At 57.3% G+C, this 15,743-nt stretch carries 11 protein-coding genes; all 11 read left to right on the forward strand.

What is annotated here, in order from left to right; translation table 11 throughout:
* Window positions 1-202 precede the first annotated feature (202 nt).
* The 11 genes from KJA79_RS11005 to KJA79_RS11055 all read left to right on the forward strand — a co-directional run bounded on the left by KJA79_RS11005 (window position 203) and on the right by KJA79_RS11055 (window position 15,727).
* A complete protein-coding gene (locus KJA79_RS11005; RefSeq protein WP_213042096.1) occupies window positions 203-5,068 on the forward strand; it encodes a multicopper oxidase domain-containing protein in 4,866 nt (1,621 codons plus the stop codon).
* A gap of 153 nt (window positions 5,069-5,221) precedes the next feature.
* Window positions 5,222-6,130 carry a carboxypeptidase-like regulatory domain-containing protein gene (locus KJA79_RS11010; RefSeq protein WP_213042097.1) on the forward strand — a complete coding sequence of 303 codons (909 nt, stop codon included), beginning with the start codon at window positions 5,222-5,224 and terminating at the stop codon, window positions 6,128-6,130.
* A gap of 29 nt (window positions 6,131-6,159) precedes the next feature.
* Entirely contained in the window at window positions 6,160-7,092 is a 933-nt protein-coding gene (locus tag KJA79_RS11015; protein ID WP_246507594.1) for a carboxypeptidase regulatory-like domain-containing protein, read from the forward strand.
* A 49-nt stretch (window positions 7,093-7,141) separates the two neighbouring features.
* A complete protein-coding gene (locus KJA79_RS11020; RefSeq protein ID WP_213042098.1) occupies window positions 7,142-7,738 on the forward strand; it encodes a hypothetical protein in 597 nt (198 codons plus the stop codon).
* 29 nt (window positions 7,739-7,767) lie between these two features.
* On the forward strand, window positions 7,768-9,165 hold the full coding sequence (locus tag KJA79_RS11025) for a HEAT repeat domain-containing protein (RefSeq protein ID WP_213042099.1): 1,398 nt from the start codon (window positions 7,768-7,770) through the stop codon (window positions 9,163-9,165).
* 214 nt (window positions 9,166-9,379) lie between these two features.
* A complete protein-coding gene (locus tag KJA79_RS11030) occupies window positions 9,380-10,177 on the forward strand; it encodes a carboxypeptidase-like regulatory domain-containing protein (RefSeq protein ID WP_213042100.1) in 798 nt (265 codons plus the stop codon).
* A gap of 283 nt (window positions 10,178-10,460) precedes the next feature.
* Entirely contained in the window at window positions 10,461-11,450 is a 990-nt protein-coding gene (locus KJA79_RS11035) for a methyltransferase (RefSeq protein WP_213042101.1), read from the forward strand.
* 8 nt (window positions 11,451-11,458) lie between these two features.
* Window positions 11,459-12,175, forward strand: a complete 717-nt coding sequence (locus tag KJA79_RS11040) for a DUF420 domain-containing protein (RefSeq protein ID WP_213042102.1) — start codon at window positions 11,459-11,461, stop codon at window positions 12,173-12,175.
* Between the two features lie 36 nt (window positions 12,176-12,211).
* On the forward strand, window positions 12,212-12,706 hold the full coding sequence (locus tag KJA79_RS11045; RefSeq protein ID WP_213042103.1) for a PCP reductase family protein: 495 nt from the start codon (window positions 12,212-12,214) through the stop codon (window positions 12,704-12,706).
* A 70-nt stretch (window positions 12,707-12,776) separates the two neighbouring features.
* Complete coding sequence (locus KJA79_RS11050; RefSeq protein WP_213042104.1) at window positions 12,777-13,862, forward strand: hypothetical protein; 1,086 nt, start codon at window positions 12,777-12,779, stop codon at window positions 13,860-13,862.
* On the forward strand, window positions 13,859-15,727 hold the full coding sequence (locus tag KJA79_RS11055; protein ID WP_213042105.1) for a cytochrome ubiquinol oxidase subunit I: 1,869 nt from the start codon (window positions 13,859-13,861) through the stop codon (window positions 15,725-15,727). The genes KJA79_RS11050 and KJA79_RS11055 overlap by 4 nt, the downstream gene beginning before the upstream one ends.
* Window positions 15,728-15,743 lie beyond the last annotated feature (16 nt).

Raw genomic sequence — 15,743 nt, forward strand, 5'->3', positions numbered from 1 at the left:
CAGGGTGAGGGGGTTGACAGAGACTAGGGACTCCAGTAATCTCCGGCACCTGTTTTCAACGGAGTGGCTTGCGCGCGTGATGCCGCAGGATTACAGCCGGAAGGCGTTGTGCAAGGTCTGAGGTTGTCATGTTCTAATTCGTAGGCGCTCATAACATTTAACATTCAGTTTCTCTTCCAACTCTATCCAAGGAGGCCGGTCCATGGATTGTCAGTGGTTCACTCGCGTCACATTGCGCGCCCTCAGCGTCATCGCTGGCGGTGCGCTTGTGTGCCTACCGCTAGCCGCGTCGGCTGAAGATCAGCTGCACGCGGACCACGCGGTGCCTCAACACACAGCAATGTCCCATCAACTCCCGTCGTGGGCGGAGAAGTTGAAAGGGCAGACGATCGTCGAAGATTCGATGGCTGGAAAGCCGGAGCGGTCTGCGATGGTCGAACAGCAGCACCAACGGATCATGGAGCATTTGACCCATGATCCGCAGGCGCAAGCGGTCAACACGGGTATGTTCAATACTCAGACCATGATGCACCAGTACGGGGCAGGCGGTCAGGACCTCCTCTTGATGTCTGATCCGCGAGTGGAACCAGTGGCAATGACGGGTGGCGGGAAGTGCCCGGCCACTGCGCCGGTCAAGCAGTACAACGTCTCGGCGATCAACGTCGAGATTACGCTCAACCAATGGCTCGATTTTTATCCTGGCTACATGTACACGCTGGATGAAAACCTGGACAAGGTTCGGGCGGAGGAAACCAAGAATCGGGAAGCCCGCGACAAGGAGGGGTTTGATCCTGGTGCGGTGATTCCGGGCGTACAGGCCCAATGGATTCAGCCGCTGACCATTCGCGGTAACCAGGGTGATTGCGTCAAGATCAAGTTGACCAACAAGTTAGAAGGTGGCGAAGACGTCAGTCTTCACATCCATGGTTCTAGCATGGTGGTGAGTGCCACCGGTGCCGCAGCCGCCACGACGAACTCCGACAGCATCGTCCAGAAGGATAAGAGCGGGGAGTTCGAGTGGTACATTCATCCGAGCACCCAGGAGGGTGTCCGGCAGTTCCACACCTTCGCCAATGACCGTGAACTGACCGTGATGGGCCTCTTCGGGTCCTTCGTGGTCGAGCCGCGCGGGTCCGAGTACCTGGAAGCTCTGGGATCCGGTGCTCCGACGCCCGCCTCCAGCGGCTGGCAGGTCATGATCAAGAATGGGACCGGCCCAGACTTCCGCGAGTTCGTCCTCTACTACCACGAGGTCGGCGATGAGGCGTTCCGCCCCGTCAACAAGAAGGGCGATTTCCTGCCTCAGCGGGATCCCCTGACCGATGCCTACCGTCCAGGTGGTCGCGCGATCAACTATCGCAGCGAGCCGTTCGGCATCAACAACATGCATGTGCAGCACGAATACTTCGGCTTCGAGGACGAGTCGATGGGGTACAGCTCGTACACCTTCGGTGACCCGTCTCCGACGATTCCGCGCTCGTACATGGGTGACCCGGCGAAGTTCCGCCTGGTGCATGGCGGATCGGAAGTGTTTCACAGCCACCATCCCCATGGCGGCACCATCCGATGGCCGCGCAGCCCGCGCGCCATCGACGACATGAATCTGTGGACGACCAGTGCCAATGGGCCGGTCAAATACCCGGTCATTCGCGCCAAGACAGATCGTGTGGACGTGGAAGTGATCGGGCCGTCGGAAGCATTGGACCTTGAGACGGAGTGCGGCTCGGGGTTGTGTCAGCAGTTGGCCGGAGACTTTCTCTTCCATTGCCACGTGGCGCACCATTATGTGGCGGGCATGTGGGGCTACTGGCGCGTGTATAACACCCTACAGCAGGGCGACATGCGTAACGACGTCATGCCGGATCTGCTCGAGTTGCCCGATCGGAAGGGCCGCATCAAGGCCCCGATTACGTCGGACAAGTTAGTCGGTCAGACCGTCGATTGGTTCGGTAAGTCCTTCAAGATCGTTGAGAAGGGCAAGAGCGATTGGAAGTCGAATCCTGCCACCATCACCATCAAGGATTGGGTGGAAATGCAGTTGCCCACGATGGGCAAGCCTGGCCACAAGAATGACGAAAAAGGCCAGACGATTTCTTATGACGCCACGGTGTTGGATTGGGCTTGGGAAGGCACGCGTGCATTGAGCGAGCCTGAGAGCACTATCGACAACCCGAAATACAAATCCACTCACCCGGGCAAGCGGCATCCGATTACCTTCGAGCCGTTGACCGGCAAAGTGGCATGGCCTCACCTCACTCCGCATTTCGGCCGGCGCGTCATGTTCTCGCCGAACCATGTGGGCGCGCCTTGGTTGGAGATGATCCGCCGGGATGCCAATGGTGAGGAAAGCGTCGATCAGGCGCTGCCTGGTGAAAACGGCAATTGGAGTCTCTGCCCGGAGAATGCCGGACGGAAGCACTACAATGTCCACTTCATCAAGCTTCCGATCACGATTGCGAAGAAAATCGGCAAGGAGCCGCCAGTCATTGATCCGAACGGCTTGATCTATGTCTTGCACGAAGAAGAAGCGGAGATTCGGAAGAACGATGATTTGAAGTATCCGTTGGTCGTCCGCGGCAACATTTACGATTGCGTGGACTGGACCCTAACCAGCGAGTGGGACGACGATGACTACACGAATTTCCAGTCATCGAAGATCAACACCCACTGGCATTTCCTGCAGTTCGATAACCAGGCGTCCGACGGCGTGATCACCGGCTTCTCCTACGAACAGTCGGTGCGTCCGTTCACGATGCTGGAGAAGAAGAACACGAAGGGATTGCCGGTTCCGATGAACACGGTCGTGACCGCCGCCGCCAAGAAGGGCGCGAATACGATCACAGTGAAGAACGCGAAACAGTTCCATGTCGGGACGTTGCTTCTCGTTGGTGCCGACAATGTGAAGGGCAATGAAATCTCGCGTATCAAGGCCATTAATGGCAATACGATCACCTTGGCCAAAGGGCTGAAGAACGATCACCCGGCCAATGACATCGTCACGGTCGAGTTCGTGCGTCAGCGGTTCTGGGTTGATGCGGACGTGGGGACCGTGTTCTGGCACGACCATGCGTTCGGCGCAACCACCTGGCCACATGGCGGGTTCGGGACCTTTATCGCCGAACCGGTCGGATCGACCTATCATGATCCCAAGACCGGAAAATTGATCCGCAGTGGGCCGATTGCTGATATTCATACCAATGAGCCGGTCGGTCATGGTGTGAACAACAGCTTCCGCGAATTGATGGTGCAGGTGCATGACACGGTGCCGCACACCGTCAACGTTGTGACGGCGGGCAATCCTCCCGGGCAGCCGATTGAAGTGGCGCTCGAGGCGGGAAAGACCGTGTCCTTCATGATGCCGGAGAAGATTTATATGACTCCGATGCCGTTCCTGAATGGTGGCACCCACACCACAGGCAGCGGCTTGAACTTCAGGGCGGCGCCGATCGCACAGCGGTTAGCGACCAATCCTGATGTGTCACAGGCCTTCAATAGCCAGATCCATGGCGATCCGTATACGCCGACGCTCCGTGCGTATGTCGGCGATACGATGGTGTTCCGTCTCTTGCACACGCTCATGAATGAGTCGATGGTCTGGACTCTGTCCGGTCACACGTTCTGGACCGAGCGGTATGCGGCGGATGCCAATCGCAAGAATTCCATCCACATCGGCATCGCGGAGCGTTATGACCTCGTGGTGCCTGAAGCGGGCGGAAGCCGGCATTTGGCCGGAGATTACATCCACTTCAACGGCCGGTCCTCGAAGTTCTCCGAGGGCGGATGGGGCATCATTCGGGTGTTGGATAAGGAGCAGGCAGATCTGAAGAAACTCCCAGCAGGCTTCTCTAACAAGGGGGAAGTGCCCAAGCCCTTGCCGGTGTGTCCTGCAGATGCTCCGGTGAAGCACTTCAACGTCGTCGCGATGGACTTCCCCGGTATGAAGTTCAATCCGAAGGCGCCGGATGAAATCGAAGTGGACTTTGAGCGGAAGATTCTCACAACCAATCCTGAGGCCAAGATCTACGCCTTGGAAGAGGATGTCGCAAAGGTAGCCGGCGGCGCACAGCCGATGCCGTTGACCCTGCGGGTGAACGCTGGTGACTGCGTCAAGGTGCACCTGAAGAATAAGATGAAGGCGAGCAAGGCCTCCTTCTCAGCGATCGGCCTTGCTTTCGATCCCAAGGACTCCCTGGGGGCGAACGTCGGGAACAATCCTGGTGACCAAACCGTGGTGCCTGGAGGCGAGCGCGACTACACCTATTATGCGGATCCCTTCAACGGGGAGACCGCATCCCTGGTGTGGGATTGGGGTAATGTCATGACCAATCCGCGGAATGGCTTGTTCGGGGCCATTGTGGTCGGTCCGAAGGGATCAAAGTACCGTGATCCGAAGACCGGCGCCGACCTGTCCACGAAGAATGCGTGGGCGGCCGACGTGATCATTGACCGGTCCATCCCGGGCAATGAAATGCGTGCGAACTACCGTGACGTGGCGTTGTTCTTCCAGGATGAAGACAACATCATCGGCACGAGTTTCATGCCGTACGTGCAGAATGTGGCGGGTTTGACCGGCGTCAACTACCGGTCGGAGCCGTACAAGTTCCGTGAGGAGCAGGGGTGTTCGCTCGGCAAGGTATTCCAGCCGTGTAAGGCGGACAAACCGGAAGATCCGGCCACCCCGATCATCGAGGCCCATGCTGGCGACCCAGTACGCATCCATGTGCTGGGCGTGAGCAATGAGCAAAACGGAATGTTCAGCGTCGAAAAGCACGAGTGGCCGATTGAGCCGTTCATGCGCGGTGCCGACTTGATCAGCGTCGTCGAATACTCCGGTTCGGAGGCGATCGATGCGTTCATCCCGTCTGCCGGTGGGATGTATCGCCTGCCCGGCGACTATGTGTACAGCAACCAGCGGTTGCCGTATTCGCAGTCTGGACAGTGGGGATATGTTCGGGTGTTGCCGTCCGGTGACACCAGGCTGTTGCCGCTGACCGGTGCCGGTGCCGGAACCAAGAGTGCTGAGGTGGAGCAGCCGACTCCCCACGCGATTCCAGTCGCGTCGAAGTAAGCTGATTACATCTCGCGCGAGGTGAGGAGGGGGGGAGCCTGAGAGGGTTCCCCCCTTTTGTTATGGGACGGGGATTGTGTATGATCTGCCAAGTGCTTTGGTCGATCGGCATTCGTTCCATACACGCACTCATCGTTGTTGGAGGGACCATCTATGCGAATGATCGGACTCGCTCTTCTGACTGCTCTGAGCATTTTCTCTTCTTCATCATGGGCTTATGAGGAAATCACCGTCACGGATGGCGGCAGCATCACTGGTACGGTCATGATGACCGGGGGCAAGCCGACACCGAAGGGATATAACCTAATCACGTATCCGGATCCTGTCTACTGCGGGCGCATTTCGACCGGTACTGGGTGGAGAGTTCTTGATGAGTTCTCGATGGCTTCCGGGAACGGATTGAAGGACGTCGTAGTCTTGCTGACGGACGCCGCAAAGGGAAAGCCATTCAAATTCGAACCCCTCACGATTGAGGCTCGTGACTGCCGCTTCCTGCCGTTTGTTACTGTCGTCAGAGACGGCTCTGAGGTGGTGGTCATGAACATGGACCCCGTTATGCACGACATTCAGGCATACGAAACCTCTCAACTGGGGCCACGCGTTCTCTTTAACACGCCGCTCCCTATGAATCCCCATCACAAGCGATTCGTCACGGCGGAAAGCCATGAGCATCTGGCCGGCCAGCCAGTGAAAGAAACGATTCACATGACCAAAGGGCGCCGGATTTTCGTGATGCAGTGCGGATTCCATGCCTATATGGAAAGTTGGGGCCTGGCCGTCGACAATCCCTATTATGCCGTGACGGGCGATGGCGGCACATTTACGCTCACCGATGTGCCGCCAGGGGAATACACCCTCATGGCTTGGCATCCAGGGTTGGGAACCTTGCTACAGAAGAAAGTCATGGTCACGGAGAAGGGGATGTCTACCGTCGATTTCGCGTTTGAGGCACCGAAAGGGCGTCGGAGTGTCCACGCGATTGAGCATAATCCGCATTACGGACCGGAATCTCTTGGAAAGCTCGTCGACATCCGTCCAACGCTGGAACGGCAGGTTCCCTAGCAGCGCCTGCATCAGAGGTAAGGAAGGTCATGAAGCTGAATACAACTCAGAAGGTTCATACCCTCGCAGTGGCCGCCTTGATGTGGTTGGGGCACATGGTGTCGCCGGCTGGAGCCTATGATGTGATCGACGTGCAGCACGGCGGGACATTGGATGGGACAGTGACGCTGGCGGGAGCGATTCCTGAACCCAAAGGATTTAATCTGATCACGTTTCCGGATCCAACCTACTGTGGACGGATCTCGAACGGCAAGGGATGGCGTCTCCTGCGTGATTTCATCGTGGCGCCGGCGGGCGGATTGAAGAACGCAATTGTTACGCTGGAGGGGGCTGAGTCCGGAAAGCCGTTTGACATGTCTGTGCCGTTGATCGAGGCACGCGACTGCATGTTCCAGCCTTGGATTACGATCGTGCGAAATGGCCACGCGGTGGAAGTGGTGAATATGGATCCCGTGATGCACGACATCCAAGGCTATGAAACTTCGCCCGAGGCTGGAGCACGGGTGTTGTTCAACACCCCGTTGATTTTGAATCACCAGCATCAACGCGGCAACATGCGCGCAGTCCACAACCATGCGCCGGGAAAGTCCCTGGTGGGCCCGATCTATTTGAATAAAGGCCGTCGGACGTTCTACATGCAGTGCGGCTTCCATGCATATATGGAGAGTTGGGCCATGGCCGTGAACAATCCCTATTATGCCGTGACGGATGAGCAGGGCGCGTTCAGGATCGAGAATATCCCGCCGGGCACCTATCAAATGGTGGTATGGCATCCGCAGGCAGGGCCGGGGGCCACCCGTACCATTACGATTTCCCCGGACGGAACCACAACTGAACAAGTGGCCTTGCAGGCTCCAAAGGGAAACCGCACTTCCTACAAAGTGATGGATAATCCACGGTTTGGTCTCGAATCGTTGGGCCACCCCGTTGAAATTGAGCCGTTGGTGGAGCATCAGCACTAGTCCAGCCTGGGACCGTCTTCGGCACTGGGCCGTCGGAGGCTGGTTGTCCATGAGCCTCTGTCTTCTTGGTGCCGCGTCCGTTTGGTCGCATGAGACTGCCGCGGCTGCCTCCTCTCCTGGGTCGGTGGAGTTTTCTGCTTCCTTGGTCAAGCGGGTGGAAGGGCGACGGTTCGAAGCTCAGGTGTTTGCCAAGAATGACCGCATTCGGCTGGAGTACAAGTATGCGGTCAAAACCGAACTCGGCTATTCCAGTATAGAAATCATTCGATTGGATAAACGTGAGTCCTGGTTTGTGCTGGCCCAGCGCCGGCAAATTCTTCCGGTTCCCGTCAAGCCTGAGGAAATCCTGCCGATTCAATCCAACCTTCCTGGAGAGCAAAGCCGGACTCTGATAGGTGATGCCACCACCATCGGGCGAGCCTCCAGACTGTATGAGGTTGGGGTGGATTACAACGGCCGGAGTGAGCGGTTTTATGAGTGGGTCGATGTCGAAACGGGAATTGTGTTGAAATTGGTCAGTCAGGACCGTGATTGGTCCATCGAATATGTGCGGATCCGGCTCTCTCCTCAACCGGACTATTATTTTGAGGCGCCGACTGGGTATCAACGTTGGCTTCCGCCATCCTCAACACGAGAACGAGGGTAAAGGGCCGGCGACGGTCAGGAAGGGACTTGATGGTGTTGCAAAGCGAGAAAACCGGGGGGGCTGTCGGGGGACGGTGCGTCGCCCTGGCCATGTTCTCTCTGATGTTGATCGGGTTTGGGTCGGAGACCTGCGGTGCCAGTTCAGCTAGGGATGTGCAAGCGGCGTTTGACAAAAAACAGTATCGGGAAGCATTGGACCTTATTGATCAGGTCACCAAGGAGAAGGGGGCTCAGCCTGAGCTGAGACGCTTGAAGGTCCGTTCATTGATCCTCCTCGGTAAGCCGAAGGACGCATTGCCAGAATATGAACGGCTTGAGCAGGATGTGAAACAAGAAGATCGGGCGCTCCTGAAAGAAGTCGCGCTGGGCTTCGTGTATGTGCTGATAAAGGACATGCGCGAACAGATGCGCGGGGCTGCGTATACGGCCCTGAAAGATATCGACTCTCCGGACACCATCCCCGCATTGGAGGATGGTTTGAGCGATGGATCTGGTCTGGTCCGGGCCTTAGCTGCGGAAGCGCTTGGCAGACTCGAGGCCGGGAGACGGTCGCCACGATTGCGTAATGCATTGGAAGACCAGGCTGGTCTGGTGAAAGTAACAGTGCTGAAGGCGTTGGGGAAAAGCAGCGACCGGTCGGTGATCCCGTTGTTGGAAAAGGCACTGAAGGACGAACAGCCGGCTGTGCGGTTGGCTGCTGCCGGCGCGCTCTATCATACCGGACAAACCGCGCTGTGGGATGTCATACAGAAATCGGCATCGGCCCCAAATCCTGAGGAGCGCGCTGCAGCGTTGCGGATGGTAGGCGAACTGAAGGATGCGAGGGGGCTTCCGATTCTTCTGGAGGCGATGACCAACCCGCAGCCTTCTGTGCGAGGAGCCGCGGCATCGGCGTTAGGTGATCTCGGAACGCTTCAGGGCATCCCTGCTTTGGAGCAAGCCCTGGAAGATAAGATTCCCGCCGTGAAGACCTCGGCTGCGATCAGTTTAGGTGAGTTGGGGGGGAAGGACTCATTGGCTGCGTTGAGAAAGGCTTTGACCGATCGTAATCCTGTGGTAAAGGCAGCGGTGGTGTCGGCGCTCCTTCGGGTTGAGGAGCCATTCGATTCTATTGCCCAAGAGTTGTATGATTTGGTGTTGAATAACGATCCGGGAACTCGCTCGGCTGCCGGGAAGGCCGCTGGGCGAGCTCATGGCGCCAATACCAGAGCTGCGGTGGAGTTTCTTGCTGGTCTGCTGAAAGATCCGATTCCGCGCCCCCGCATTGCCGCGGCACGGGCGCTCGGGCAAATCGGAGGGGTTGAAGCCTTGTCGATATTGAAGGCTGCTTTGCACGATGAAGACGATGCGGTTCGGGCCACGGTGGGCGGGGCGATCGTGAGAATTATGGGACGCACGAAGCCCGTGCTCAATCCTGTAAAATCATAATTCTGCTCACTACGGCCGGCTAGATTTAAAGTTGACAGTGCGAGTCGGATTCCAGTATAGAGAAATGTTTAGGGGCCTGGTGTGGTCAGGGGAAAGCCACGCCAAATGTCATGGACTGTCATGCAAGGGGTCATGCTCACCAGCCCTTGTGGTCAAGTGGTGACGGAGTAGCTGTTCGGTTTCGGTTAATGTTCATTACTAAGGAGGCAGTGACATGAAGAAGGGTGCGATGAAAGTAGTGTTCGGCGTTGCGGCCGCAGCATTTTTGGCTGCGCCCCTCACCTCATTTGCCGGAGGCACGATCGCCGGGAAAGTGACCTATCCCGGGAAGGCCGAGCAGAAGGAGTTTTCCTTCTCAAAGTTCCCGAACCCGAAGTTTTGCCCGAAGAACCCGAACAAGAGCCTCATGGATGGCGATAAGCGCTTCCTCAAGACCATCGAAGTGGCCAAGGATGGCGGGTTGAAGGGTGCGGTTGTGGCCGTAGTCGATATTGAGGATCAGGCCTTCCAGGACGGTTTCAAGGGCACGGACGTGGTGGCGGAATTCTGCGAATTCCTCCCGTTTAGTGGCGTTGTGGTGAACAACAAACCGTTCCGCGCTGAGAATAAGGATGCCGACCCTGATGATCCCAAGTCTACTGCGGGCGTCTTGCACAATCCGCACAGCTTCACGGTGAAGGGTTCCACCTCGGCCACCGGCTTCAACATCGGTTTGGCTAAGAAGGGTGACAAGTTGGAAAAGCCGGTGACGTTCCGTGGCGGCGCCGAAAAGGCTGGTTTCTATCGGTTGCAGTGCGACCAGCACGAGTTCATGCAGTCATTCTTCCTCCCGGTGTGGAATCCGTACCACGCAGTAGTGAAGGATGACGGCTCATTCGAGATCCCGGGCGTACCTGCCGGCAAGCACAAGGTGGTTGTCTGGCATCCGTTCGTGGGCAAGGGCAAGCTCAACGAGTTTGAAATTGAAGTGGCCGAAGGCGGAACCGCTAACTTGAAGGCTGAAATCAAGTAGTCGATTCCCCTCAGATCTGAGGCGGGACAGCCCGCTTAGAGAAGGGCAGTGGTTCAATGCGAGCCACTGCCCTTTTTCTTTGTGTCACTTTCTCGTTCTCGATGATTCGCGCAACGTTTGAGGAGGTGTTCAGCCCGTGATCCTCGCTGCAATATCTTGCCTGGTCGCCTGCGAGAGTGGGGAGACGAAGTGGCCGAGCCTGCCAGTCGCTCGCCTTGCGTTTCTCTTTCTGAACTGGGTAAGATGACCAATTTCTAAGCCAATTTCTTGAAGTGGGGGATCCGTGCCTCGCGAATTATCTCTCGCCGAAGTTTTCCAGTTAGGGTACTACTGGGAGACGAAAATTCTCTTGACTGCCGTGAAGTTAGGTGTCTTTTCGCTGCTGGATTGCCAGGGACGCAGCGCAGCGGAACTCGCTCAGCAGCTCGGTGCCGATGAACGCACCTTGGAATTGCTCCTGAACGCATTGGTGGCCATACGCCTCCTGTCAAAAAGTGGGCACGTCTATGCGAACACGCCGGTGGCGATGACCCATCTGGTCAAGCATGGGCCGCAATATGTCGGGCACTTGCTTCTGCTCCATGATGCGGAGTGGGACAACTGGGGGAAGCTGGAAGAGGCCATCAGGACAGGCCGTTCCCCCGTCAGCCGTCATGTGTTTGAGACGGATCCAGCCTTAGGGGCCAATGTATTGTCCGTTCTGCATCGCATTGGACAGCAAAGCGGGCCAGATTTGGCGAAGCGGTTGGGGCTTAATCAGGCTCGGACCATGTTGGATTTGGGCGGCGGGGCAGGAACCAATGCCATTGCATTCTGTCGGGTGTATCCGGGGCTGTCTGCCACGGTATTTGATCTGGCCACCACTCTCCCGCTGACGGAACGGACGGTGAAAGACGCAGGGCTCGAAGGCAGGATCGCACTCAAATCTGGTGATTTTAATCGTGATTCCCTTGGCGGTCCCTATGACGTGGTCTTAATGTCTGACATTTTGCACTACCAGAATCTTGCGACGAATGCGGCACTGGTAAAAAAGATTCATGGGCACCTCAATCCCGGTGGACGTTTGGTCATCAAGGACCGGTTCCTTGATGCGGCTGGTACGAGCCCGGCGTGGACGGCGGCGTTTGCGGTGCATATCCTCGTGAACACTGAGCAGGGGGCTTGCTACCGGACCGCAGAGGCCATGCAATGGATGCACGATGGCGGATATGTCTCGGTCGAGGAAATTGAACGGACCGCGGTGGTGCAGGGCTTCAAACCACAGGTAGTGTAGGAACGGCCATGTTTGAATTTCTGAGACAGCCCGGATTTTTTGGAACCCATGCCACGATGGGGGCCGATCTCAGCCAGTTGATGGCTACGTTGTTCACCGGCTTGTTCATCATCGGGTGGATTCAAGCAAAGCAGCATCGAGGACATCCTCATCATTGGTTGATGCTGGGCGGCATGATCACGATGGTAGGATTCTTTACCGCCTACTATCTGTTTCGACAGTTAGGGGTCTTGGCGTTTGAGGGGAAGGAAGGGTTCGGCGGGTCGCAAGCCTTGTACGACTATGTCTTTATCCCTGTGCTCACCATCCATATCATTCTGGTGATCATCGGACTGGTCATGGCCGTCTACATGATCGTGTTGGGATTTCGATCTCAACAGTTCATCGGTGGAACCCGCGTCCTGAGTGCCTCGCTGCTGCAGACCTCGTGGAAGAAAGTCGGCCTAATCTTCGCGGCACTCCTGTCTCTGGTCGTCGTCCTCTTCGGGACACGGGTGATGTCGGCTGGATTTTCCATGCGCAAGCTGGAGGTCTACATCGGGTTTCTCGTCCTCGTGGCTATCGTCTTCGCGGTTGAAATGGGTATTCAGCGTATCTGGCCGGACGGCGGTCAGCGACATCGTGCGCTTGGCCGCTTCACCATGATTGTCTACTGCATCTTGTTTCTGACGGGAACTTTTACCTACGCCATGTTGTATATCTTCTATCCGGGGAAAATCGGGTAGGGATATCGATACGGGCCACGGAGCGAGTCACGGTTTATGCTTGTATGCGGCTGCGGCGGCTGGATGCATACCGAAGGGGTTGAGGAGCGACTGGCGGAAGACGGACAACCGACCTGGTTTGTCCGGACGGAATGTCGCCCCTGTCGTTGGCTGGTCGGCATCGAGGTCTCGGCGGGACAAGTTGACGGGCTCGTCGATCGGCTCATGTGGTCTGATGATGCAAAACATCGGTTGGATCGAACTCCTCCCTATGCTGCGCCCTTCTTACGTGAGCTGGTGGAGGGGTTTGCCAAGGCCAGGCAGCAGCGGGTGATCACCTATGATCTGATCGACCAGGCGCAAACCGGCGATGTCGTCGCCTGGGATCCAGATGCGGAACAGCGGCTCGCGAATGTGCCGGCACCCGTTCGAGCTATGGCACGGGTTGAACTTGAACGGACGGCCGTCGATCGTGGCGCTCGTGTGGTCACGGTGGCGTTGATGGAAGAAGTGAAAGCACGATATTTCGGTATGGCAGCTCAGAAACAATGAGACGTGAGGAGCGCAGGAAGTAGTGAGGGGCGGAATGGGCCTTTCCTCGTCTCACCTTGCCGTCTAGATCATGCTGCATCGATTGGCATTACGGGTACTTCCAAGTTTGACGCTTGCCGTCACGGACGATTCGGTTCGCAAACGTAAACGTCTCGTGATGTTCGTCCCCGGGTTGGTAGCGTTTGCGGTCTATCGGGCCGCAAAACAGGGGTTTTCTCTTGCCGATCCGCTGACGCTGCTGTTGCTGTGCGGCCTGGTTTCCATGGCAACAGCCTTGTGCGCCTATCGCGTCGGGCGGGCCGTGCCATTTACCGAATTAGTTGCGTTGGACGGAGTGCGTCGGATTGGCTGGATTGTCGCCTGGATTGGATTTGTCTACGGCGTTCAGTTGTCATTGCTGGTTCTCGCCTTGTTATGGTTGGTGGGATACGACTATCTCAAACATCCCGATGGGCCGGCCATGATGGCCCTCATCATTCCCAGTTCAGCCGTGGCTCGCGACGCATTCGAGATCGGGTACGTTCGGTGGCTTGAATCGAGTGGGCGGCCATTCGTGACGTTCCCGGACGGTGCGGCGCTGTGGGGGTTGCTGCAGCGGGCCGACCAATCGCTTGCTACCTGGGTGATAACTGGCACGGTGGGGTGCGCCAGCCTGTCGGTCCTGACGGCGACGCTGATTGATGGGGATTGGGCGGTACTCGGTCAAGCCGGTGTCGTAGCGCTGGCGGCAGGGACGGTCGGGCTCCTAGCTTTCTTTGCCGGTCAAGCAGAGCGGGGAGCGTGGAGGCCCAGGTTGGCCGTAACTCAATGGAGGGAACTCGTCAAGTTCTGGTGGTGGCCAGGATTGGCCTTTGCCGCAACCTACTATCTGGTGTTGGTCGGAGTGGGGTTGTACCTCTTACGGCAGCCGATGCTTTCCGCGGGCTTCCATGTCTGTGTGGCCGCCCTCGTCGGCGGCATGATGGCGTTGTATTGTTATTATCTCGGCGATCGGCGAGAGATTGAAAGTCGTCAACCGGGAGGTGTACCCAGTGCATTGCTGCGGTGCCCGTTTGTCATGGGCATCTTGGGTAAATCCCGCGAAGCCATTGCGGGTGCGGCTCTCCATGAATCTGCAACCGTTTTTGAGAAGAATAGCCAGAGAGTGTCGTCATGACGAAACATGTGTCGGTTCCGTTCGTGATTGTGCTGGTACTATGCGGATTCCTGTCGAGCTTCGGTGCGCTGTTGGTGAGTCCGCCGCTGCTGATGGCTGCGGACCCTTCCGCCGATGTGTATTTCCACACCCCCGGTGTGCCCAGTGGGCCTTCGGCGCCGACGGCAAACGACAATCACTACCCGCAGGTCGGTTCCCTCGACAGCCGGCTGCTGATGTGGTTCATCATTCAACAGCATACGTACTTTGGCGGATTTGTTCTGGCGTTGCCCATCTTTTGTGTGTTGCTGGAACTGCTGGGGCTGGTCGCAAAGAATCCCGCGATGGCCTTGCGATATGACGGACTGGCCCAGGATCTGCTGAAGGTCGCGTTGCTGGCCTTGTCCGTCACCGCCGTCGTCGGCAGTGTAATGCTGACGATGTTTATCACGCTCTATCCCAGTTTCATGCAGTACATGGGGGGCACCTTCAAGGGCATGATGCCGCTGTATGCGCTGGTGTTTGTGGGGACCACCGCACTGACGATTGTGTATTACTACAGCTGGGATCGCATGGCAGAGCCCGGCGCGAAGTGGGTGCATCTGTCGATTGGTGTGATTGCGGTGGTGTTCGGTACCTCCTTGTTACTGCTGGCAAATGCCTGGTCGGCGTTCATGATGGCGCCGTCCGGGGTTGACGGGCAGGGCCGGTACTTGGGCAATCCTTGGCATCTGCTGCGATCGGCATTGTGGAGTCCGCTGAACCTCCATCGGTTTCTGGCGGATATCATGTCCGGCGGTGCAGTCGTCTTGGCCTACGCCTGTTATCGATTTTTCTCCGGGAAAAGTCAGGAAGAGCGCGCCTATTATGATTGGGTGGGATACGTGTTTCTATTTGTCACGGTCTGCGCGCTGCTGCCGATGCCGTTTGCCGGCTATTGGTTGATGCGATCCGTGTATGCCTACAGTCAGAGCATGGGTGTCACGATGATGGGCGGCCTGCTGACCTGGCTGTTTGTCGTGCAGGCATTGCTGATCGGCGCCCTGTTTCTGGGGGTGAATTATTATCTCTGGCAGAGCATGGGACGGATTCGCGGCGGGGAACGCTATCAACCCTACTACCAGTATCTGCTGCTGGCACTGACCGGATGTTTGTTTATCTGGTTGACTCCCCATACGTTGTTGATGACCGGCACTGAAGTCAAGGCTATGGGCGGGGCCCAGCATCCGGTGATCGGCAATTACGGGGTGATGTCCTCCAAGAACGGCGCGGTCAATGTCATGATCTGTATCACGGCCTTGAGTTATATCTATTACCGTCGTGCGAATCGGACGATGACCATCTCTTGGGTTCGGGCGGGAAATCTCGCGCTGGCCGCGCTCTTCGGCCTCGGGGTAGCCCACATCATCGGGCTGTCGGTCTACGGCTTCTACTTGCCGGCGAGTCTTCGCGTGGCGCTGTCTGGGCCGCAGGCTGTGACGACCCTTTTGGTGGTCACGCTGGGGTTGCTACTCAATCGTCGCATGTTACGTGGCGCGACGATTCATGGCCCGGTGCAATGGGGACACATTTCGGTTCGCGGAATGGTGGGGCTGTTTGGGCTGGCCGCAGCGTTCACGTGGGTGATGGGGTTGATGGGGTACATCCGTTCCTCGGGGCGGTTGGCCTGGCACGTGAACGAGTTGATGCCGGACACGTCCCCCTGGGCATTTACGCCGACGCTTGGGTTCGCCGCCAAGATGGTGACCATTAATATGGTGCTCTTCTGGGGAGCGGTCTTCTTCTTGTTCTGGGTGTGCCAACGAGGACAGCAGCCGGTGATGCATGAGGATCTGAGTGCGGAGAAAGAGGCGGGCTTTTTGCCCTCTCCTTCGCATGAAGGATAGGCAAGTGATGAGGAGT

It is taken from the genome of Nitrospira defluvii (assembly GCF_905220995.1).
Taxonomy (GTDB): domain Bacteria; phylum Nitrospirota; class Nitrospiria; order Nitrospirales; family Nitrospiraceae; genus Nitrospira_A; species Nitrospira_A defluvii_C.